This window comes from Bartonella sp. B39 (assembly GCF_053795145.1).
In genome coordinates this window covers 1,866,160-1,891,109 of the sequence record NZ_CP200036.1, presented here as the reverse complement: position 1 = coordinate 1,891,109, position 24,950 = coordinate 1,866,160, and the positions used below count along the sequence as shown (strand labels likewise).

At 39.5% G+C, this 24,950-nt stretch carries 13 protein-coding genes; all 13 read left to right on the top strand.

Translation table 11 applies throughout. The features are described 5' to 3' along the window. Nucleotides 1-624 precede the first annotated feature (624 nt). Entirely contained in the window at nucleotides 625-3,057 is a 2,433-nt protein-coding gene (gene gyrB / locus V4P57_RS08615; protein WP_455466112.1) for a DNA topoisomerase (ATP-hydrolyzing) subunit B, read from the top strand. A 117-nt stretch (nucleotides 3,058-3,174) separates the two neighbouring features. Then, nucleotides 3,175-3,957, top strand: coding sequence for a bifunctional demethylmenaquinone methyltransferase/2-methoxy-6-polyprenyl-1,4-benzoquinol methylase UbiE (ubiE, locus tag V4P57_RS08610; protein WP_455466111.1), 783 nt, complete (start codon nucleotides 3,175-3,177; stop codon nucleotides 3,955-3,957). 1 nt (nucleotide 3,958) lies between these two features. Next, nucleotides 3,959-5,545: a 2-polyprenylphenol 6-hydroxylase gene (gene ubiB, locus V4P57_RS08605; protein WP_455466995.1), complete on the top strand. Its 1,587-nt coding sequence runs from the start codon at nucleotides 3,959-3,961 to the stop codon at nucleotides 5,543-5,545. A gap of 69 nt (nucleotides 5,546-5,614) precedes the next feature. Beyond that, nucleotides 5,615-7,012 (top strand): bifunctional phosphopantothenoylcysteine decarboxylase/phosphopantothenate--cysteine ligase CoaBC, encoded by a 1,398-nt coding sequence (gene coaBC, locus V4P57_RS08600; RefSeq protein ID WP_455466110.1) that lies wholly within the window; start codon nucleotides 5,615-5,617, stop codon nucleotides 7,010-7,012. A 629-nt stretch (nucleotides 7,013-7,641) separates the two neighbouring features. Continuing rightward, entirely contained in the window at nucleotides 7,642-8,361 is a 720-nt protein-coding gene (locus V4P57_RS08595) for a sulfate transporter family protein (RefSeq protein ID WP_455466109.1), read from the top strand. A gap of 578 nt (nucleotides 8,362-8,939) precedes the next feature. After that, nucleotides 8,940-9,860, top strand: a complete 921-nt coding sequence (gene accD, locus V4P57_RS08590; RefSeq protein WP_455466108.1) for an acetyl-CoA carboxylase, carboxyltransferase subunit beta — start codon at nucleotides 8,940-8,942, stop codon at nucleotides 9,858-9,860. A 3-nt stretch (nucleotides 9,861-9,863) separates the two neighbouring features. Further along, nucleotides 9,864-11,183 carry a bifunctional folylpolyglutamate synthase/dihydrofolate synthase gene (locus V4P57_RS08585; protein ID WP_455466107.1) on the top strand — a complete coding sequence of 440 codons (1,320 nt, stop codon included), beginning with the start codon at nucleotides 9,864-9,866 and terminating at the stop codon, nucleotides 11,181-11,183. Between the two features lie 43 nt (nucleotides 11,184-11,226). Continuing rightward, nucleotides 11,227-12,225: a complex I NDUFA9 subunit family protein gene (locus V4P57_RS08580; RefSeq protein WP_455466994.1), complete on the top strand. Its 999-nt coding sequence runs from the start codon at nucleotides 11,227-11,229 to the stop codon at nucleotides 12,223-12,225. Between the two features lie 364 nt (nucleotides 12,226-12,589). Next, entirely contained in the window at nucleotides 12,590-13,987 is a 1,398-nt protein-coding gene (gene ahcY, locus V4P57_RS08575; protein WP_455466106.1) for an adenosylhomocysteinase, read from the top strand. Nucleotides 13,988-14,026: 39 nt separating this feature from the next. After that, entirely contained in the window at nucleotides 14,027-16,492 is a 2,466-nt protein-coding gene (locus V4P57_RS08570) for a PAS-domain containing protein (protein WP_455466105.1), read from the top strand. 45 nt (nucleotides 16,493-16,537) lie between these two features. Next, the gene (tsaE, locus tag V4P57_RS08565) at nucleotides 16,538-18,016 is read left to right on the top strand and encodes a tRNA (adenosine(37)-N6)-threonylcarbamoyltransferase complex ATPase subunit type 1 TsaE (protein ID WP_455466104.1); all 1,479 of its coding nucleotides are present in this window, start codon (nucleotides 16,538-16,540) and stop codon (nucleotides 18,014-18,016) included. Between the two features lie 285 nt (nucleotides 18,017-18,301). Then, nucleotides 18,302-21,424, top strand: coding sequence for a double-strand break repair protein AddB (gene addB / locus V4P57_RS08560; protein WP_455466103.1), 3,123 nt, complete (start codon nucleotides 18,302-18,304; stop codon nucleotides 21,422-21,424). Continuing rightward, nucleotides 21,421-24,897 (top strand): double-strand break repair helicase AddA, encoded by a 3,477-nt coding sequence (gene addA / locus V4P57_RS08555; RefSeq protein ID WP_455466102.1) that lies wholly within the window; start codon nucleotides 21,421-21,423, stop codon nucleotides 24,895-24,897. Before addB ends, addA begins: the two co-directional genes overlap by 4 nt. The last annotated feature ends 53 nt before the right edge of the window (nucleotides 24,898-24,950 follow it).

Here is a 24,950-nt window from a genome sequence, read left to right as displayed (position 1 = left end):
AAATAACAGTTTCTGTAAAATTTTCAGAACAGATTGGTGACAACAGAATTTTGTCGCAAAACTCCTTATACAAACGCATTCTCATTTTTCTTCTATGAGCGATAAACTGCACGCACTTTTGGCTTTACTAGACAATTTTATCAAAATTCTTCGCATTCCCAAAAAGCATGTTGCAAAAAAATCTCATCAGTTTTTAAACATCACGCAAAGTAAACAAAAAATGGTCTATTTTTATGAAATAATTTAATGTGTATCGTATAAGGAGTGCTTATAAAAATACAAAATTTGCGCTTTATTCCTTATCATAAAAAAAGCAGTAATATTTCATTCTTTCTGTAATTGCAAAATCCAAATCACTATTATCCCCATTCAAAAAATTAAAATCTTATGAAAAATAAACCTCTTGAAATCAATTTTGCATGTTTTTGGCATCTAACATACAATACGACAATGTTTGCGCATGCAAAAACCATTCTCTTTCTTTATAGACCGACAAATGTTGAATATAAATCTGATATACGATAAATATCTGATATGGTTATTCCATAAAATAACTGGACAGAACATTAAACTTCAAAAAAGTTGATGAAATATCGCAAATTGAATATAGAAATGGATTAACTTATGAGTGATGAAATAACCTCACCTACACAGAATGGTGACTATGATGCCGCTTCTATCAAAGTTCTCAAAGGACTTGATGCTGTACGCAAGCGTCCTGGTATGTATATCGGTGATACAGATGATGGTTCAGGATTGCACCATATGGTCTATGAGGTCGTAGACAATGCGATTGATGAAGCTTTAGCCGGTCATGCTACCCTTGTAAACGTCACACTTCATACTGATGGTTCTTGCTCTGTTCGCGATAATGGACGCGGAATTCCAACAGATATTCATCCAACAGAGGGTATTTCAGCAGCTGAAGTTATCATGACACAGCTCCATGCAGGGGGAAAATTTGATCAAAATTCTTATAAAGTTTCAGGTGGATTACACGGTGTTGGTGTCTCTGTTGTTAATGCATTATCGGTTTGGCTAAAACTGCAAATCAAACGCAATGGTAAAATCCATGAAATATCATTTACTCATGGCGTCGCCGATGCCCCGTTAAAAATTATTGGTGATTGCGATGCAGAAAGTGGAACAGAAATCAGGTTTTTGCCAAGTTCTGAAACCTTTACTATGGTTGAATTTGATTTTGAAACTTTAGAACGTCGTTTGCGCGAACTCGCTTTTTTAAATTCTGGCGTATACATTCTTCTTGTTGACGAACGCCATGCTGACATTAAATCCGTCGAATTGCATTATGAAGGTGGGTTAGTTGAATTTGTTAAATATATTGACCAAACGAAAAAAACACTCCTTGATACTCCTATTTACATTGCCAATGAAAAGGATGGGATGAGCGTTGATGTTGCCCTATGGTGGAATGATTCCTATCATGAGAAAGTGTTGTGTTTTACAAATAATATCCCTCAGCGTGATGGTGGAACACACTTAATAGGTTTCCGCAGCGCTTTAACACGTCAAATTAATGGCTATGCTGAATCTTTAGGCATTGCAAAAAAAGAAAAAGTTAACTTAACTGGTGATGATTGCCGTGAAGGACTAACCGCTATTCTTTCAGTCAAAGTTCCAGATCCAAAATTCTCTTCGCAAACAAAAGATAAATTGGTTTCTTCTGAGGTGCGCCCTATTGTTGAAAATTTGGTGAATGAAGGGCTTTCAGTATGGCTAGAAGAGCATCCTAATGAAGCAAAATTGCTTATTAATAAAGTGGTAGAAGCTGCGACAGCGCGTGAAGCGGCACGCAAGGCACGTGAACTTACAAGACGAAAAGGAGCTCTTGATATCACTTCTCTACCCGGAAAGCTTGCCGATTGCCAAGAACGTGATCCAGCTAAATCGGAAATTTTTATCGTCGAGGGAGATTCTGCTGGTGGTTCAGCAAAAAGTGGACGTTCACGTCAAAATCAAGCGATTTTGCCCCTACGCGGTAAAATCCTCAATGTTGAACGGGCACGCTTCGATCGTATGCTCTCATCTGAGATGATTGGAACACTGATCACTGCCCTTGGAACTTCTATTGGTAAGGATGAATTTTCACCAGATAAATTGCGTTATCATAAAATCATCATCATGACCGATGCGGATGTTGATGGTGCGCATATCCGCACACTCCTACTCACTTTCTTTTTTAGGCAAATGCCTGAATTGATTGAACGTGGACATCTCTATATCGCTCAACCACCCCTCTATAAAGTATCGCGGGGAAAATCTTCACAATATATCAAAAATGAGACAGCATTCGAAGAATTTTTAATCGATATTGGATTGGAAGAAGCAACTCTGGAATTGTCAACAGGTGAAATGCGCGCAGGTGCCGATTTACGCCAACTTGCTGAAGATGCTCGTATGCTACGCCAGCTTTTAAATGGTCTTCATACACGCTATGATCGCACGGTTGTTGAGCAAGCAGCAATTGTTGGGGCTTTTAATCCTGATGCCCTTTCAACACCAGAAAAATCTCAAAAAACAGCAGATAAAGTCGCAAACCGCCTTGATTTAATCGCTGACGATATAGAGCGTGGTTGGAGCGGTCAATACAGACCAGATGGAAGTTTATGTTTTGAACGTATTTTACGCGGCGTTAAAGATGTTTTTATTTTAGATGTAGGACTTATCAATTCAGCTGACGCGCGCCAAATCGATCGCGTTTCTAAAAGTTTCATAGAACTATATAACCCTCCCCCACTTCTCCATCGCAAGGATAAATCAGAACGCATTTTTGGACCTACGAGTTTATTGGAAAGTATTTTTACAAACGGTAAAAAAGGTATTACTCTCCAACGTTATAAAGGCCTTGGAGAAATGAATGCTGAACAGCTTTGGGAAACAACTCTTGACCCTGATGCGCGCTCTCTTTTACAAGTTAAAATCAATGACGCAACCGATGCAGATTCACTCTTTTCTCGTCTTATGGGTGATGAAGTTGAACCTCGGAGAATTTTTATTCAAGATAATGCTTTAAGCGTTGTCAATCTTGATATCTAAAGGTACTCTTTTGTTTCTGGCTGTTTAAATGTCGCGGTTTTGTGCGTTGTTTTTCGTATTTGAACATTCCCTTTATACTTCATTTACGATAAAAGAAAAATAAGGGAGGTCATGCATATGACAGCTGAAACAGAACGCGTAGGAGCCGAAGGTGGCATGGAGCACTCTTTTGGCTTTACAAGAATTGATGAAGCACAAAAACAATCTATGGTTGATGATGTGTTTCATTCTGTCGCTGAAAACTATGATAAGATGAACGATATCTTATCGTTGGGATTGCACCGTGCATGGAAAAATTTTATGGTTGCATGGCTTTCTCCCCCAGCACGTTCCAATTGGAAGGTTCTTGATGTGGCTGGTGGTACTGGTGATATCGCTTTTCGCATTCTTAATGCTTCGCGCCAAAAAGCCCACGCTACAGTGCTTGATATTAATGGCTCAATGCTTAGCGTCGGCAAAAAGCGCGCACAAAAAAATGGTCTTGCCCCTCTGATCGATTTTGTTGAAGCCAATGCAGAACATCTACCTTTTGAAGATCAAAGCTTTGATGCTTACACAATTGCCTTTGGAATCCGTAACGTACCTCATATTGATAGAGCCTTGAGAGAAGCTTTTCGTGTTTTAAAACCAGGTGGGCGGTTCTTATGTTTAGAATTTTCAAATGTCGAGATGTCTTTGCTTGACAAAATTTATGACCTTTGGTCTTTCTATGCCATTCCAAAACTTGGTCAACTCATTGCAAATGATGGCGATTCTTATCGCTATTTGGTTGAATCTATTCGCAAATTTCCTAAGCAAGATGATTTTGCCCATATGATTAATCATGCAGGTTTTTCGCGAGTATCGTACCGCAATCTCACAGGTGCGATCGCAGCGCTACATTCAGGCTGGAAGATTTAAAATGGTGCGAATTTCCACTTATTTTCAATTGATGCGGGCAGGATGGATTTTAGCGCGTGAAGGTGTTTTAAGTGCTCTTCCTAGCGATGATCTTATAGGATTTCCAGCATTGTGTCACCGTATAGCAGGTGCGTTAGCACGACGCAAAACGAAAAAAAAGCAACGATCTGAAAATATTTCATATGCCATCAATAAACTTGGCCCATCTTACATCAAACTTTGTCAATTTCTTGCCACAAGACCTGACATTGTCGGACGTGATATTGCGCAAGATTTGGTGCAACTACAAGATCGTGTTCAAACATTTTCCTGCACCAACGCTATTGCCCAAATTGAAAATTCACTTGGCCGCTCTATCAATGATTTATTCGTAAACTTTTATCCACCCATTGCCGGCGCTTCTGTTGCTCAAGTCCATCCAGCTGAGTACTATGATGAGGAAGGCCATAAAAAAAAATGTGCTGTTAAAGTTATTCGTCCCAATATTAGAACACGTTTTGCCAAAGATCTTAGAAGCTTCTATCTCATTGCCCATTTACAAGAACGTTATATACCCGCTTCTCGAAGACTCCGTCCTGTTTGTGTTGTTGACACTTTGGCACAAACCACACGCATTGAAATGGATTTACGATTAGAAGCAGCTGCCATATCCGAAATGGCTGAAAATATTCAACATGATTCAGGATTTCGGGTTCCACAAATTAATTGGGAACGGACAGGACGCAATGTTTTAACAATGGAATGGATCGATGGTATAAGGATATCTGAAATTTCTGCCCTCAAAGAAGCTGGTTTTGATTTGCAAGCGCTCGCAATTACGCTCATTCAATCTTTCCTTCGTCATACATTGCGTGATGGTTTTTTTCATGCCGATATGCATCCTGGTAATTTATTTGTAGACCACAAAGGATGTATTGTTGCTGTTGATTTAGGAATTACAGGACGACTTGGCAAAAAAGAAAAGCATTTCCTTGCTGAAATCCTTTACGGCTTTATTACTCGCGATTACCATCGGGTGGCACGTGCTCATTTTGAAGCAGGATATGTGCCTCCACATCACAACATTGAGAGTTTTGCTCAAGCCAATCGAGCCATTGGTGAACCGATTCATGGGCAGTCAGCGCAAAGCATTTCCATGGCTAAATTACTCACGTTGTTGTTTGAAGTCACTGAATTATTTGATATGCAAACGCGACCTGAACTTTTACTGCTACAAAAAACTATGGTTGTCGTTGAAGGTGTAGCCCGCATATTGGATCCTCATTTTAATATGTGGCAAGCCTCTGAACCCGTTGTCAGAGAATGGATTGGCAAAAATTTAGGACCCATGGGAATCGCAAAAGACTTTAGTGAAGGGGCGCAAGCTCTCTTTTCTCTGGCACGAAAAACACCGCAATTGATACAAAATTTCCAACGTATGGAAGAAGACTTCAACCAAATGAGAGAAACAGGATTTAATCTTTCTCCCGCAACACTTAAGAAACTTGCTGTCGAACAAAGTCGTACCAATCGTTATGCTCGTTATAGCCTATTCATTATTGCGCTTTGTTGTGTTTGTTTAACTTTTTATCTTTTTCATCTTTTCTAATCTGATCAGTATGCTAAAAAATATCGATGATGAAATCATTGCAATCACTTTATTTCTTGGATATGTTTTATGGCCAGTATTACCATTCGTAATCTTTCACCTGAAGTCAAAGAATCTTTGCGCATACGCGCTGCGCAAAATGGTATTTCTATGGAAGAGGAAGCCCGCCGTCTTTTAAGCAATCCCATCACTCCAGCGACACTCCCCTCTCAAGCAAGCGCTGTTGAATTGCAATCATTGAAATCAAAATCACTTCTTATTATTATTGGTGGTAGCATTGCATCCTATAAAGCGCTTGATCTGATTCGCCGTTTGCAAGAACGTGGAGCGTGCTTAAACATTATTATGACAAAAGCAGCGCAAAAATTTATTACCCCTTTAGCAGCTGAAGCTTTGAGTGGTCGTACTGTGTATAATGATTTATTTTCACGCGAAGAAGAACATGATATCGGACATATCCGATTAGCACGTAATGCTGACCTCATTATTTTAGCTCCCGCTACAGCTAATCGCATTGCAAAAATAGCTAACGGCATAGGAGATGATCTCGCTAATTGTGTGCTTTTAGCAGCACGCTGTCCAGTTTTGATTGCACCGGCCATGAATCCAGCCATGTGGGCACATCGAGCAACTGTTCGCAATGTCGCACAACTGCGTGCAGATGGCGTTCATATAGTAGAACCAGAAATCGGCAAAATGGCTGAGCGTGATGAGGAAGGCTGTGGACGCATGAGTGAACCCTTAACAATTGTAGCCTTAGCAGAAACTCTCTTGGGCGTGCAAGAAAAGCCACTTTCTGGCCGCCATTTCATTGTTACTTCTGGTCCTACCCATGAGCCAATCGATCCAGTGCGTTATCTTGCTAACCGTTCTTCAGGTAAACAAGGTCATGCCATTGCGACAGCTCTTGCACATTTGGGTGCCAAAGTGACGCTTATTTGTGGACCGGTCACTCTTGCCGATCCACAAGGAGTGAAAACTATTCATGTTGAAACAGCATATCAAATGTTACAAGCCGTTCAAGCCGCATTGCCTGCCGATGGAGCTATTTTTGTTGCAGCCGTTTGTGACTGGCGCAGCCAAACACAATCTTTACACAAGATCAAAAAGAGCAATCATAAAACTCTACTATCCTTGCATATGGTTGAAAATCCTGATATCTTGGCAACAATTGGACACGCTTCAAACCGCCCCTCACTGGTGATTGGGTTCGCTGCTGAAACATGTGATATCATTGCAAATGCACAAAAAAAGTGTATCGAAAAAGGAGCAAATTTCATTCTTGCTAATGATATTACTCTTCACGCTGATGGCACAAGCGCCATGGGTGCTGATACAAATCAAGTTGCTCTCATCAGTAAAGAAAATGTTGAACAATGGCCACACATGAGTAAAAAACAAATAGCACAAAAACTAGCAAAGGTTATTGTGTCATTTTTCGATCCTCATACCCCTGCTCCTCAATAAGCGAAAGAAGCCTTATTTCAAATGGAAATAAGAGTTTTTGGACATCAGGCAATTGAATACCTTTAAAAAGGCAACACAAAAAAATAAAATCCATTTACAAAATCGCATAAAACTGTTTGAACAGTAATTCTTATTGAGAAACGACTACCTTTGTACAAAAAACAATCCCCTCCTATCGAAAGAGAGGAAAATTCCTCTCGTGATTTTCTGCCATATATAAAGATCTCTCACATCTCAAACTCAAAAGATGAAGATTCTTAACCCGCACCAATCTGTCATCCTATTGATTCTTCTCGAGAGACTTTTATCTGCCAACCATTTATGGAATTCACTTCATAAACTCTATGGGAAAGTCCTAGACTAAATGTTTTTCTCAAATCCACACTTCTATACTTAATTGATACAAACTAAAATCAGACAGTGACAACGTTTTATTTTTCAACATACATGAATGCGCTTTATATCACCACACTGAAGAAAATTTTTTATAGCATTGTAAGAAATACTATTTTTTGGCTGTTTATTCTTCATCAACAAAATTGTAGAATTTACAAAATTACGTGCATATTCAAAGCATTTTCCAATCTCTCTCTTGTCTTCACTATTTTTTTCTTATTTAGTCGGTTGTTATGATTTTTACTGCTGCTTATCGTGCTTTACAACGTCTTATAACCTCGCAATATCGCGCTATGATCTTAAAAGCATTGGGAATTACCTTTGTTGTGCTCGCTATTTTATGGTTATGTATGCGTCAGCTTTTTATATCCTACTTTTGGCCTTGGATTGCTGATTTTCTTCCTGGATTACCTAGTTGGGCAGGATGGTTAGGGTTTGGCATGCTCATAGTTTTTAATCTTAGTTTGGCTTTATTGATGGCTTTTTTTATTGCTCCAATCACAGCTATGATTGGTGGTTTTTTTATTGATTCTGCAGCTGAAATTATTGAAAAAGAAGACTATCCAAACGAGCCTATTGGTCAGGCTCTGTCGTTTGGGCGTTCTCTCATTCTTTCTTTGAAATTTGTTGTTTTAAGTCTTTTTGGTAATGGAATCGCTTTTATTTTGTTTTTTGTGCCAGGTGTTAATTTGATTGCCTTTTATGTTATTAATGGCTACTTGCTTGGTCGTGAATATTTTGTGTTTGCCGCCTACCGCTTTCGATCCGAACAAGACGCTCATGCTTTTTTACACATTCATTATGCGACAGTTTTTTGTGCAGGACTGTTGATCGCATTTTTTGTTTCGATTCCTATTCTTAATTTAGCAACACCACTTTTCGCAGCCGCCTTTATGACACACTTACACAAAATACTTTCCCAAAAGACCACCGCATGCGTCACACAAGAATGATGCCACTCTTTCACTCAAAATCCACCAAAATGCATGAATAAAAGAGAGCTTAAAACAAACGCGCTTCTTTAAACGACCACTTTCATCCCTCTCATCAAAAAAACTCTTTGAAAAAAATCTTGCTCTGATGCTAACGTTTCGTTAACATAACATTACCGTATCCATTGTTTTTATGGACTATTATAGCCTTACTGGTATTTTATGATTATGAGTTTTCTTCGCTTCAAAACTGTTAGTGTTAATGATTAATTGAATGTTAGTTTTTATCAAAAGCAAATGAGGAGTTTGCCAACCAGTGCAGAAAATAGATCGTGATATCAAAGCAAAAGAACAAGCGATGTAAATTATTAAAACCGCTGACAGATTTGTTCTAAGGAATATTCTTAATGCAGATGACTGTTGTAACATTGGAAAGATTAAAAAAATTAAAGGGCAACAGAGTTAGGGTTGTACGTATACTGGTAAAAGCATTAAATAGACTCCGTTTATTCAGCCAGCAAAGTAAATCTGACCACTTAAATTCTATATTCCTTCAAATCGTGCAAAAAGTGTGTAATATTTAAAGAGAGGCTATACAGATGAACTGGATTACAAATTATGTTCGTCCTAAAATTAACTCTATATTGGGACGCCGTGAAATTCCAGACAATTTGTGGATTAAAGATCCCACCACGGGTGAAATGGTATTCCATAAAGATTTGGAAGCTAATCAATATGTAGTCCCCAATTCTGGTTATCATATGCGCATCAGTGCCCAAAATCGTCTCATGCATTTTTTTGATGATGGTCTTTATACGCCTCTTGAAAATCCAAAAGTTGTGACAGATCCTTTAAAGTTTCGCGATGAAAAACGCTATATTGATCGGTTAAAAGATTATCGTTCTAAACTTGGTGTTGATGACAATATTTTAAGTGCACACGGTACTATTGAGAACTTACCAATTATAGCCACCGTTCAAGACTTCGCCTTTATGGGTGGATCACTTGGTATGGCTTCAGGAGAAGCTATCATCAAAGCTTTTGATACTGCCATTGCCAAAAAATGCCCTTTGGTTCTTTTTGCCGCTTCTGGCGGTGCACGCATGCAAGAAGGAACACTCTCATTGATGCAAATGCCCCGTACAACAGTAGCAATTGAAATGCTGAAAGAAGCAAAACTTCCCTATATTGTTGTTCTTACCAATCCAACAACCGGTGGTGTTACTGCTTCTTACGCCATGCTCGGCGATATTCATATTGCCGAACCTGGCGCTATGATTGGTTTTGCGGGACCACGCGTGATTCAACAGACTATACGTGAAACTTTACCAGAAGGTTTTCAAAGTAGTGAATATCTGCTCGAACATGGCATGATTGATATGGTTGTATCGCGTTTAGAAATGAAAACTACCATTGCACGACTTTTGCGTTTGATGATGAAACATCCGGCAGCTGTTAATCCTTCCAATCCATCCCCAACAAGTTCTCAAGCATCGCTTTCTAAAACAAAAGCTGCTTAGACTATGGAAAAAAGCCAAATACAAAGGATGATAGATGATTTACTAAAAAGCTATCCGAAAAAATTTGATCTTTCTTTAGAACGTATTCTCCAACTTTTAGAGCGTCTTGGTAATCCACATTTAAAGCTTGCACCTGTTATTCACATTGCTGGAACAAATGGCAAGGGATCTGCTTCAGCTATTTGTCGCGCTCTTTTGGAAAGTGCAGGTTATTGCGTTCATGTATACAGCTCACCCCATCTGGTCAACTGGAATGAACGCTGTCGACTAGGTCAAATAGGAGGTGGTCAACTTGTCACAGAGAACCAATTAGCTAAAATAATTCATGAAATCATAAAAGTAAACCGTCAAGAGCTGATTACTGTTTTTGAAATTTTTACAGCAGCTGCCTTTATGTTATTTAGCACACATCCAGCTGATGTCGTGATTCTAGAAGTTGGATTAGGGGGACAGTTTGATGCTACAAATGTCATAAAAAAACCAGCTGTGTCCCTTATTATGCCCATTGACTACGACCATGAAACCTTTCTTGGAAACACAATTAAACAAATCGCTTTTCAAAAAGGTGGGATTATCAAATCAGCAGTTCCTGTCGTCATTGGTAAACAAGATCACGATGAAGCCCTTCCTGTTTTAACGTCTATTGCTGATAAAAATAAAGCACCTTATTCCCTGTTTGATCAAGATTATCAAAGTTATACAGAATATGGACGCATGGTCTTTCAAAACAATCAAGGTATTATGGATCTTCCACTTCCTAACCTTATTGGAGCTCATCAAATTGCTAACGCAGGAGCCGCTCTTGAAGCAATTCACCAAGCAGGTTATCGACTTTCAGAAAAAACGATAAGTCATGCTCTGCAAAATATTTACTGGCCAGCACGGATGCAACATCTTACCCATGGACACTTGGTTAATCAGCTGTCTCCTAGCATTGATTTATGGCTAGATGGTGGACACAACCCCGCTGCTGGAAAAGCTCTTGCGGCAGAACTTACTCAATGGAGAAAAAAATCAAACCGTCCTCTTATTATGATCGTCGGCATGCTCAATACCAAAGATACTGTCGGTTATTTTCGTCCTTTAGCCAACCTTGTAGATGAAGTGTATACGATCCCATTGATCAACAACGATGCAGGTGTTTGCCCAACGATTTTAGCTGAATCAGCTCGAAAAGTAGGTCTTTTTGCCAACCCTCAATTTCATCTACAAAGTGCATTACAGAAAATTAACTCAGAGCATAGAGAAGCTCTTGTCCTTATTGGTGGTTCCCTCTACCTTGCGGGCGATATTTTACGTGACAACAAAACACCACCATGTTAGAAATTGGTTATTTATTGAGCTTTGAAAGATAGACTTTTTGATCATGCAACTTGATTGTGTACTTTATCAACATCCTAAACTCATTACTGTTTTTGGCGGTTCTGGCTTTGTGGGACGGCATGTTGTTGAGGCTTTAACTAAGCGAGGTTATCGCGTTCGCATCGCCGTTCGTTGTCCGCAAAAAGCTTATTATATGCTTCAAATAGGAGAAGTGGGACAGACCCAAATGCTCAAAACTGATGTCAAGCATCGTGCCTCTGTTGAACGTGCTTTGCTTGGTGCAGATGGCGCAGTATTTCTGCCTGGTAGTTTAACACAGGCAAATCAATCGAACTTTCAAAAAACGCAAATTGATGGTATCCAAAATGTCTCTGAATTAACGGCTAAAGTCAGTATTCCATTTATTTACATGTCAGCGCTTGTAGCTAATCAAAACGCTTCATTTCTTTATGCACGCGTCAAAGCTATGAGTGAAAAAATCGTTCAGAATACGCATCCTCAAGCAATTATTATGCGCCCATCAGTTATCTTTGGACCAGAGGATTGTTTCTTTAACACCTTAGCGAATTTGTCTTGTTTTTTACCAATCATGCCCCTTTTTGGAGGTGGACAAAGCAAATTGCAGCCCGTGTACGTTGGTGACATCGCTGAATTTGTTTTGCGTGCTTTAGAAGGACAGGTTATATCTGGAAAAAGTTATGATCTTGGTGGCCCTCAGATTATCACATTCAAAAATGTTCTTGAAAAAATACTAAAAATTATTCACCGCAAAAAAATAATTCTATCCACGCCCCTTTTTGTCGGGCTTTTAATGGGAAGTATTTTTGGAGCTATTGGTAAACTGCCTCTCTTACCGACACTGGTAACGGCCGACCAAATACGCTTTCTGCAAGTGGATAACATCGTCTCTCAAGAAGCCGTAGAAAATGGATACACCTTAGAAGGGGTAGGAATTATCCCTAGAGCAATGACTGCGCTCTTGCCAAGTTATCTATGGCGGTTCCGTCCAGAAGGTCAATTTTCCAAAGGTTTATCAGTCTAGCATACATTCTCTTTGTGATCGAATTAAATTTCTACCTCACAAAAGGAGAGATAGCTGTATTAAAGGAATTTTTATGTCTAGATCTTTTCTCAGAAAGTATAATCTCATAACAGTCTTCTTTGCCACCCCACACCTCCTTACAATTTAAAAACAAACGAACGTCGACAAACTTTGTTCACTCAATAGAACTCTTCATGAGTCCCTATATATTAATCGATAATATCATCTCTCAAATGCATATCTGTTGCAAAAATTTATGGAAACTTGAAAAAGATTTTTCACAGAAAGAAGCCATTCTATTGGCTTGCATTTTTTTTTAATTTCTCCTACCGTCTCGGAAAAATTGCTTTTGAAGGAATAGAGAATGGCAGCTCAAGATTATGTTGTCAAAGATATCGGGCTTGCTGCCTATGGTCGGAAAGAACTTGATATTGCCGAAACAGAAATGCCCGGTTTAATGGCTTGCCGTGAGGAATTTTCTTCCATTCAACCTTTGCGCGGAGCACGTATTTCTGGTTCATTGCATATGACCATTCAGACAGCTGTTTTGATTGACACACTGAAGGCACTCGGTGCCAATGTACGGTGGAGTTCTAGCAATATTTTTTCTACGCAAGATCACGCAGCAGCAGCTATTGCAGCCACAGGTACTCCTGTCTTTGCGGTCAAGGGCGAAACGCTTGAAGAATATTGGACTTATATAGATGCGATTTTCCAATGGCCTGATGGCAGTCCCTCCAATCTTATTTTAGATGATGGAGCTGATGCTACAAACTATATTTTGATGGGGTGCCGTGCGGAAGAAAATAAAGATATTTTATCTCATCCCAAAACAGAAGAAGAAGGACTTTTTTTCCAACAAATCCAAAAACGTATGGATGCTACACCAGGTTTTTTCACACGTCAGCGCGCAGCAATCAAAGGTGTGAGCGAAGAAACTACAACGGGCGTACACCGCCTTCATCAATTACAAAAGCAAGGGCTTTTGCCTTTTCCAGCTATTAATGTCAATGATAGTGTCACTAAATCAAAATTTGATAATAAATATGGATGTAGAGAATCACTCGTAGATGGTATCAGACGCGCAACCGATGTTATGATAGCTGGAAAAACCGCTATTGTCTGTGGTTATGGGGATGTGGGTAAAGGTTCAGCAGCTTCTCTTTCAGGTGCCGGAGCACGTGTTAAGGTGACAGAAATTGATCCAATCTGTGCACTTCAAGCGGCTATGGATGGCTATGAAGTTGTTAATTTAGATGATGCTGCCTCCAGTGCCGATATTATCATCACAACAACTGGCAATAAAGATATTGTTCGCTTAGACCATATGCGGCAAGTTAGGGACATGTGTATTCTTGGAAATATTGGCCATTTTGATAATGAAATCCAAGTATCAGCTCTTAGAAACTTGCCATGGACAAATATTAAACCACAAGTCGATATGATTACCTTTCCTGATGGAAAACGCATCATTTTACTCTCTGAAGGGCGCTTACTGAACCTCGGTAATGCTACGGGGCACCCCTCTTTTGTTATGTCAGCCTCATTTACAAACCAAGTTTTAGCGCAAATTGAACTCTTTACCCGTTCAGAACACTACAAAAATGAAGTAACTGTTTTGCCCAAACATCTTGATGAGAAAGTTGCACGTCTCCACCTCGATCGGTTAGGAATAAAATTAAGCGTTTTATCAGAAGAACAGGCTGCTTATATTGGTGTTACACCTCAAGGACCTTATAAACCAGATCATTATCGTTACTAAAATGGTTTCCTTGGGTTAAAAGAAAAAGGAAAACGCATCGTGACCAGCTTTGGTGATTATAACCCCAAAGAAAAAACTCAAAAAATGATACGAATCTGTATCGATGTTTTTTGCTTTCTTTTCCTTTTTTTTCCAACATGGGCTATTGCTCAGTCATTGGAAATGCATCTACCATTTGCGTTCACTTTGCCGGATGGCCCATGGCTTATTTTAGCACTTTGTGGAGGAATTTCTTGTGCTTCACTTCTTGCTTGCATGGCAGTTATTATGCATACAAAAAAAGCTTCATTGGAGCCTTTGAAGACAATTCAAGCAGACTTTTCTGAAAAACTTCAATATTATGAATGGCTTCTGGAAGAAACAGGGCAATCTCTTCTTATTTGGGAAAATCCAACAGCCTTGCCACGTGTGGTTGGCAACATTCCTGCGTTGCAAAAAGCAGGAATTCCGCAGCAAGATTTTCAGTGTTTTGAGCTCTGGCTTGAAAAAACTTCAAACCGAGAACTTGACTACGCACTCACGCAATTGCTTTACAAGTCTCATCCTTTTGAACTTTCTGTCACTACCAAGAACAACATATTGTTGCAAGTTACAGGAGTGATAGCCGGAACAGTAGCCATCGCACGTTTTCAAGATATCTCAACACAGCAGAGCGAAAATGCGCGTTTACAGAAAGATATCGCCAAAATCCTCATTGAACTACGAATGCAACGCAATCTTCTTGATCTTATTCAAGAACCGGTATGGATACGAGATTGTGAGGGAAATGTTTGTTTTGTTAATCGCGCCTTCAGAGAAATGACAGACTTTCGAGAAGGTAGTAATGAAGTCGTTGATCTTTTTAATGAAACAACACAACGTAAAACAGATGAAACAGAAACGATTTTTCAAGAACATGTTCATACAGTTATTAATGGAGAACGGCACCATTTCCATCTCACACGTATTACAACAGAAGAAGGGATGGCAGCTTTTGCTCGTGATGACAGCGCATATGAAAATCTTGCCAATGAACTAAAACGTGTTCTTCAAAGCCATTGTGAAACCCTTGACCAAATCTCAACGGCTGTAGCTGTTTTCGATACCAACCAAAAATTAAAATTCTGCAATCATGCTTTTAAAATCTTATGGCCGTTAGAGAGTTCTTTTCTAGAAAGTGAACCAAGCCACACATTGCTTCTTGAACAGTTGCGTGAAAAAGGACTCATTGGTGAACATCCTGATTGGCGCACATGGAAAGAAGAACTTCTAAAAGTCCACCAACAAACAGAATCGAATCAACAGATTTGGAATCTTCCAGATGGACGCACGGTACGTGTTATTTCCAGCCCCCATCCACAAGGAGGCGTCACTTGGCTTTATGAAAATCTTACAGAAAAAATTGATCTTGAACGACGATATAATACACTGATTAAAATACAAGGAGAAACACTTGATAAGCTTTCAGAAGGAGTAGTGGTTTTTGGCACAGATGGACGTCTTCGTTTATCGAATCCAGCTTTATTAAAATTGTGGTCTCTCCCTTATAATTTACTGGTAGAAGGCACCCACATTACGCAATTACAAAACCATTGTTCACCCTTAACCGTAGGAAAGGAGTGGGATCAATTTACTAAATTTATTACAGGTTTAGATGAAAGACGCGATACCTATTCAGGTCGTATGGATCTCAAAAGTGGCATGATCATTGATTACACAGTGGTACCGCTTCCCAATGGACAAACAATGCTTACTTTTGTTAATGTCACGGATACTGTTCATGTTGCGCGTGCTCTTCAAGAGAAAAATGAAGCCTTAGAAAAAGCTGATCATTTGCGTAATGAATTTGTTCAACACGTTTCCTATGAATTGCGTACACCACTCACCAATATTATTGGATTTTCTGATATTTTACGCGATCAAATTTTTGGCTCTATTAATGAACGCCAAAAAGAATATCTTGGGCACATTCACTCAGAATCAGGCACTCTCTTGAATATTGTTAATGATATTCTTGACCTTGCAACTCTTGATGCGGGCATCATGGAGCTCGACATACAGCCAGTTAATATTGCGGATGCCATGGTACAGGCAGTAGCGCGGGTAGAAGAGCGCCTTAACGGGCGCCATATTACGCTTTTACAACAAATTTCTCCTTCCTTAAATTTTATTTCCGTTGATGCAACACGTTTGCATCAGATCTTTGTTAATGTTCTCAGTAATGCCATTAATTTTGCGACCGAAGCAAGCACGATTGAATTTTGTGCTGAAGAACAAGATGGTCACATAGTCTTCAGTGTTCATAATGAAGGATCTGATATTCCAGAAGATATTCTTGATCGCATTTTCAAGCGTTTTTCTTCCCATGCACATAATGGTGGGCGCGCTGGAGCAGGTCTTGGTCTTTCCCTTGTCAAAAATTTCGTTGAACTGCACGGTGGACATGTTGAAATTCTTACCGGCGCTGGACAAGGAACAACGGTTAAATGTTTTTTTCCTGTTCCCAAAGGAGATAACGTTTTTTAATTTCGTCTTTTATAAGTTTTTTTCATCCATTCTACGGAATTCTTCATGCATTTTAATTTTTTTCTTGAAAATGAAGAAGCAACCAAACTTTTTGCACAAGATTTAGCTCTCGCTTTAAAGCCTAGCGATATTGTAACACTCCAAGGTGATCTTGGAACAGGAAAATCAACTTTAGCGCGTACAATCATCCGTACGCTTGCTAATGATAACACTCTAGATGTTCCAAGTCCTACTTTTACTCTTGCTCAAAGCTATCAGCTTCCACAATTTGAAATTGTTCATGCTGACCTTTATCGCCTTTCTATGGCAGAAGAAATTGATGAATTGGGGCTTCATGAAGCATGTGAGCAAAGCGTTTTACTTATTGAATGGCCAGAAAAAGGTGCAGATCTTTTGGGGCCTGTTACCTTTGCCATCACCTTACAGTATGAAGACTATGGACGTCGTGTGACTCTTACATCCGTAGAAAATTCCAATGAACGTCTACAGCGGTCTTTTGCAATTCGCACATTTTTAACAACCCATGGACGCGGTCATGTTCATCGTCGTTTTTTAGCTGGAGATACTTCCACACGTACCTATGAACTGCTGGATAGTGGGCATTGTCAAGAAGTTCTCATGGATGCACAAACCATGGAAACAGATCCCTCTTATGTAACAACGGCACAACTTGCAAAAGATATCCGTCAATTTGTAGGGATCAATCAGCTCATTTTAGACAATGGATTTTCCGCCCCCCACATCTTTGTCGAAGATTTTGAAAAAGGACTTTTGATTTTAGAAGATTTCGGGCGGGAAGGGATTTTAGATCAAAGCGGTAATCCTCTAGAAGAGCGTTATATTGCCTGTAGTGAATTACTAGCAGCTTTTCACCAAAAGTCGTGGCCTTTTGAAAAGCAATTGACAAAATTTTTGCTTCAAATTCCCTCCTATGATTGCCAAGTACTACAAGCAGAACTCTCCTTATTGCTAGACTGGTATTTGCCCTTCCAAACACAAAAAACCTTGGATCAAGAACAACGTGAGGCTTTTTTTACTTGTTGGAAGCTTTATCTCGATAGCCTTACCAAAGGAGAGAGTACCTTCGTTATGCGTGATTATCATTCCCCCAATATTCTTTGGCGCGCGCATGAAAAAGGCATTGCCCGCATTGGTCTTCTTGATTTTCAAGATGGTTTAAAAGGTCCAACATCCTATGACCTTGTCTCTTTAGCACAAGATGCACGTCTATTTATTTCACCAACACTCGAAGCGAAAATTCTTGATGCCTATTGCAATGCACGTCATCAAGCACCACGCTCTTTTGATGAAAATGAATTCCGCAAGCTTTACGCAATTGCAGGCGCTCAGCGGGTTTCAAAAATTCTAGGAATTTTTGTACGTCTCTACCAACAAGATGGAAAATCATCCTATCTTAAATATCTTCCCTATCTGCAAGATTACCTTGCTCGTAATCTTTCACACCCAACTCTTTCACATTTACAAAACTTATATCAAAAAATGGGACTTATTTCAAAAGCATGATAGGCTCCTTATAACTTTAACCTTTGCAAAACATTCTTCAAAAAAGCAAACTGTTTTTACTAATAAACGTGAGAATAAGTGTATGCTGGTGACTATTCTCTTTTTCCAAACCTTCGATGAGAATCAACAGAAATGATCTTCTAAACCGGTCGTTTAACTCAAATCAAAAATCTATTACACAAATATAGCTTTTCAGTTTTTTCTACCATAAAAATTGTATACAGTAGAAACAACGCAAATAATCAACAAGATGGAATATTTTCCACGCACTCCTAATGAGATCATATGGCCCTTAAACCGCGTGTCTTTTCTATTTCTCCAGGAACTGCTTTTCTACCGCATTTTGTTGATGCATTGCTATCAGGCATTCTTATTGAGAACTTCGCACCAAATGGGAATGTCCAGACAGCTCTTGCTGATACCCTCATTTATGTACCAACGCGCCGTGCTGCTCGTGCTTTACGTGCTGCATTTGTTGAAAGAAGCGCTACACAATCAACCTTTTTGCCAACCATTCGCGCTCTAGGAGATCTGAACGAAGAGAGTTTCCTTTTTGTTGAAAACAATACCAACACTTTGAATCCTCCCATTGGAGATACTGAACGCCTTTTGCTTTTAGCGCGCCTTATTCATCCATGGCGCGAAAATTTGCCTGCTCATCTGCGTGCCATGTTTGGTACAGAAAATGTACTTATTCCTGCTCATACTGCCGATGCAATTTGGCTTGCTCAAGATTTAGCACATCTGATGGATGAAATTGAAACAGAAGCAGCAGATTGGTCAAAACTTAAAGAAATTGCACCTGATATGATAGCCGAATGGTGGCAAATAACGCTCAGCTTTCTCACCATTGTCACACAAAGCTGGCCACAAATCTTACAAGAAAGACAACGGAGTAATCCAGCTGAGTGGCGCAATCAAGCACTCAAAATGCACGCAGAAACTTTACACCATACACAACCTAACAAACCTATACTTGCAGCTGGTGTTGCAGGTTCTATTCCCGCAGTTTCTCATCTTTTAAAAGTAATCTCTCGCTTGCCAAAAGGAGCTGTTGTTCTTCCTGGACTTGATCTTCATATGGATGAAGATCAATGGAATGCATTGGGCGCGAATAATAAAGAAAGAACAACTTTTGATTTTTTCGATCACGCAGCAAACGCTTTTAGCCATCCTCAATATCATTTAAAAAAACTTCTCTCTCTTATGAAATGTCGCCGCATTCATGTTCGTGAAATTGGACAACAAAGTGCAATAAAAGCAAAACGTGCAGCTCTGTTGTCAGAAGCACTCCGACCAGCTTCTACAACAGATAAATGGGTACAAATTGTCCGTGATGATTATGAAACCATTTGCGCAGATTGGTCATTCATTGAAGCTATAAATGAGCGTGAAGAAGCCCTAGCTATTGCCGTTGCATTACGTAATGCCATTGAAGAGCCCCAAAAAAATGCAGCTCTTATCACAAATGACCGTAATTTAGCACGTCGTGTGTCCGCTGAACTACAGCGATTTGGAATTGAAGCAAATGATTCAGGGGGAATACCACTTGCACAAACATTGCCTGCAACCCTGTTGCGGCTTCTTTTAGAAAATGTGTTTCAACCTAATGATCCCATTGCTTTTCTTTCCCTTCTCAAACATCCACTCACAATGCTTAAACAAAATCGTCATCGCTTACGCGAAATGGCAGAAAATTTTGAACTCTTTGTTCTGCGAGACAGCACTAGCCATATCAATCTTTGTGAATGTGACCAATTTCTTGAAAAATGGATGGAAACATATTGCAACAATACTTCTAAAACGAAGACTCTTGACAAACAAAAGTGCGAAGAAGCACGCGCTCTTTGTCACCTTTTGGTTAAAGCTATCGAACCTTTAGCATATCTCCTAAAACAGGAGAGAGAATGCACCATCAATGAAGCAGCAATAGCAACAGTTGAGGTCTTTGAAAATTTTGGACGCGATGAGAACGATTCTCTTGTAACTCTTTATCAACATGAAGCAGGGCAAGCCTTATCAACTTTTTTGCGTGAATTGGTGAGTGATCAATCAGGCTTAAAATTTCGTCTTTGCGAATGGTCCGCTATGTTTTCGGCTTTAATAGCGACACGCTCCGTTACGCCTTCCCCAGGGGGGCATCCGCGTTTATTTATCTGGGGCACTTTGGAATCACGTTTACAAACGGTTGATACAGTAGTTATCGGCGGTCTCAATGAAGGATCATGGCCTATAACAACCCACAATGACGCTTTTTTATCACGACCAATGAAAATGATGTTAACTCTTGAACCTCCAGAACAGCGTATTGGTCTTTCTGCACATGATTTTCAATGGGCTATGGGAATGAATAAAGTGGTGATGAGCCGAGCACTAAGGGTTAACCACGTTCCTTCACTTCCTTCACGCTGGTTACAGCGCTTAGAAACGGTTATAGGAAAACAGGTTTGGAAACAAATCCGTACACGGGGTGAAGTATTCCTTCATTGGGCAAAAATGCTTGATAAAACAAATATCATTGCCTGTGCAAAACGTCCTTGCCCCATACCGCCCCTTGATATGCGTCCTCGCCATTTTTCGGTCACTGAAATAGAAACCTTGCGGTATGATCCTTATGCCATTTATGCCAAAAAAATCTTGCGTCTTAAACCGCTTAAAGCGCTCACCCATACATCTTTTGCTGCTGAACGTGGAATACTTTATCACGCTATTCTTGCTGCTTTTGGAACAAAAGTAAAAAATCCAAATGCCGAAAATGCATTGGATATATTGCTAACTCTTGGACGACAAGAATTTGATAAGTTTAATTTACCTTCCGATGTTGAAATAATCTGGTGGACAAGTTTTGAAAATCTTGCTCCCTTCATTATTCAGTGGGAACAAAGTATAGAGCCTCGAGAACGACATACCGAAGTAGTATCCGAAAAAATACCTATAGGTACAACAGGTGTAACTCTTTCAGGACGCGCTGATCGTATTGATGTATTGACAAACAAAACGGTTGAAATACTTGATTTTAAAACCAATACGCCTCCCTCATCAAAACAAGTTCGTGATCTATTATTTCCACAATTGGCACTGGAAACAGCTTTGCTCATGAAAGGAGCCTTTACAGATTTTCAAAATATTATCCCATCAAATCTACTTTACATCCCTCTCAATGGAAAAGGTGAAATCACTCCTAAATCAATTTTTTCAAAGAAAGGAGAAAAAGAGCACCAAAGTGTCATTAATCTCGGTGAAAAAGCATGGGAACATCTTATCGCATTAATAGAGTATTATAAAAATCCACAACAAGGCTATCTTTCACACGCAGTCCCTTTAAAAAAAGAATATGAAAGTGACTATGACCACCTGGCACGCTTATGGGAGTGGTCAAATGAATTCCATAAAGGAAACCAATCATGACCCTTTTTTCTATTCCTGAAGCAGCCCTTGATGCACAAGCAACAGCAACACACCCCCAAAAAAATGTATGGGTTTCTGCAAATGCAGGCTCTGGAAAAACCCATGTTTTAACCGAACGCGTTATTCGCTTGCTTTTAAACGGTACCCCTCCCGCACGTATTTTATGCCTCACTTATACGAGAGCAGCAGCCGCTGTCATGCAATCACGAATTTTTCGCACACTTTCCAGCTGGAATGAGCTCGATGATGCACAGCTTAAAGAAATATTATCGCAGCTTGAAAACAAACCTATCAATGCAACAAAAATAACCTATGCGCGCCAACTCTTCGCTCGTGCCCTAGAAACACCTGGGGGTTTAAAAATCCAAACTATTCATGCATTTTGCGAATCTCTCTTGCATCAATTTATGCTAGAAGCCAATATTGCTGGACATTTCGAACTCATAGATGATGTCAACCGCAAAAAATTACAACAAGAAGCGCGCTGCCAACTTTTAAAGCATAATGATGCACAACCCGCTTTGAAACAACTGCTTAAGGTTATCAGTGAACACACTCTTAACAAATTGTTGGATGAAGCAAATGAAAAGCAACATAAACTGCATGGTTTTTTATCCTCTCTTTTGTCTGAAAATGGAGAGGAACAATTGCGTGCGCTGTTTAATTTAGCACCTTATGATACAAACCAGCAGCTACTGGAAAAAATTCAACAGACGGCTCGCCTACCTCTTTATGCTCTTACACATTGCCAAACCTATGGTAATAAAAATACCAAGGCTATGATTGAGAAACTTTCCCAATTAGAAACCACTTGTGATGAAACAACCATCATCAACGTCATTTCAAATGTTTATTTTAAAGCGACAGGCGATCCCCGTAATTTTTCACTTATATCTTCTAAAAAGTCAGATGAGATTTGGCCCTTTATTCAACAAACGATTGAAGATAAACAAAGAAAGCTTTCTGTTCTTTTAGAGAAATATCAATGCGTAAAAATTCTCGCACTCAATATGGCCGCTTTTCATCTTTGTGCCATTTATCTCAAAATTTATGCAAATTTAAAAAAAGCCAATGGTTTTTTAAATTTTGATGATCTCATTGAGCGTACACTCCATTTGTTGCAACGTGAAGGTGCGAGTCAATGGGTACACTATAAGCTTGATCATGGTCTTGATCATATTTTGCTTGATGAAGCACAAGATACCAACCCTGAGCAATGGAAAATTATTCAACTTTTGGCGCAAGAATTTTTCACAGGTTATAGTCAACGTGACAATATACGCACTCTTTTTGCTGTTGGAGATGAAAAACAATCTATCTATTCTTTTCAAGGCGCTGCCCCAGAAAATTTTGCTGCAAATGGCAGAATGATTCAAAAAAAAGCAGAACAAGCGAAGCAGAAATTTGAAAAAATACAACTGAATTATTCTTTTCGCTCTACAGCTGATGTTCTTAAAAGTGTTGATCTTGTTTTTGAAACACCAGAGAATTACAAAGGGCTTTCAGCAGAAAATACAAAAACAGTGCACGAAGCTATTCGTATTCACAGCCCTGGTGAAGTTATTTTATGGGATGCACTTTCCAAAGAAACTAATGAATTTCCTAACGATTGGCATTTAACTGTTGATCAGTCAGATACACCGGAAGTACGTCTAGCGGAAAAAATTGCTGAAACTATTGATGGCTGGTTACAGAAAGGAGAAATGCTTCCAGCAAAAGGGCGCTTAATGCGTGCAAGTGATATTATGGTCTTAGTTCGTAAGCGTGACGAATTTGTCTTAGCGCTTTCTCGTGCCCTTAAACAACGCAATGTACCTGTCGCTGGCGCTGATCGTTTACAGCTTACAAAACATATGAGTGTGCGAGATTTAATGGCGCTTGGACGTTTTGTTTTGCAACCACAAGATGATTTGTCTCTTGCTTGTGTTTTAAAAAGCCCTCTTTTTTCGCTTAGTGAAGAGGAACTTTTTCAAATTGCAGCATATCGTACAGGTTCTCTCTGGCAAAGCCTATGTATGCATGCATCATCGCATGCATCTTTTAAAGACACCTTTGAAAGTCTCAATGAATATCGCAATTTAGTTGATAAAATGCCAGTTTTTGAATTCTATAGCCATATCTTAAACAATGATAAGGGACGACTAAAAATTCTAGCTCGCTTAGGATCAGAAGCAAATGACGTACTTGACGCTTTTATGGATTACACACTCACGATTCAAAAAACGGGGTTACCAGGATTACAAGCTTTTTTGGAAACACTAAGCGCAAGTGAACCAGAAATTAAACGTGAATTTGATCAAAATCATGAAGAAATCCGTATCATGACTGTTCATGCTGCTAAAGGGCTGGAAGCTGCTGTTGTATTTCTGGTTGATCCAGGGAGTGCTATTTGGCATTCGCAGCATGCTCCCCACCTTCTGAAAGTTCCCTTAAACAATACACAACTGAACGACCAACGAGCTTATATCTGGCACCCCAATGCAGAGTTTAACACAAAACCCTCTGAAAAAGCACTTTCGCATTTAAAAGAGCGTGCAGAAGAAGAATACAAACGTCTTCTTTATGTAGGAATGACACGTGCTGAAGATCGATTATTTGTTTGCGGTTATAAAAGTGAGCGCACCTTTTCTGATACATGGCTACAACTGGTAAAGAAAGCTCTCAAACCACATGCCGTTGCTATAAAAGGTCCAGCAGAAGATATTGCGGCTTGGCGCTACTGCATCACACCCCACATTTCTACCCCAATAAACCAAGAGGTACATTATGCGAATAACCAAACACTCCCACCTTTACCAGATTTTTTCTCCCGTAAAGTCCCAGCAGAACCAACTCTACCGAAGCCATTAAGACCCTCTGTTGCTAGTCTCTCTATTGAAGCTGATAATGAGCTTTTCTCTCATTCAAAACAGTCTAGCATCTCACCTGTTTTGGGAGAAACAAATACCAACAGAGCTTTTTTCATTGAATATGGTAATATTGTTCACCGATTGCTGCAATATTTGCCCAATTGCACGCCTAAAAAACGTCGCGATTATGCTCGACGTTATCTTAAAATGAAAGCCTCTCATTGGTATCAATCCCAAAAAGAAGATGCACTACGTCATGTTTGGCAGATTTTAGATCATTCATATCTCAAACCCCTCTTTTCTGACCATTCACGTGCTGAAGTCTCCCTCATGGGTATTATAAAAATTCGTGGAAAAGAACAAGTAGTTTCCGGTCAAATTGACCGTCTATACATAACAGAAAATAGCATTATCTTTGCCGATTTTAAAACGGGAATCCCACCAAAAAGCGAAGCTGCTATCGCGTCACGCTATTTGTTGCAAATGGCTCTTTATCGAAAATTGCTGCAAGCTATCCATCCCAACAGAGATGTTCAAGCTCTTCTTATTTACAGCAGAGAAGCAAAAGTTTTCAAACTTTCTCCGGAAAAACTTGATGCAATTCTTGATAAAATTGCCCTATAAGCTAAAAATTCTTTTTCCTAAAGCTTCTTATAATTTATCTTTGCAATAACTTG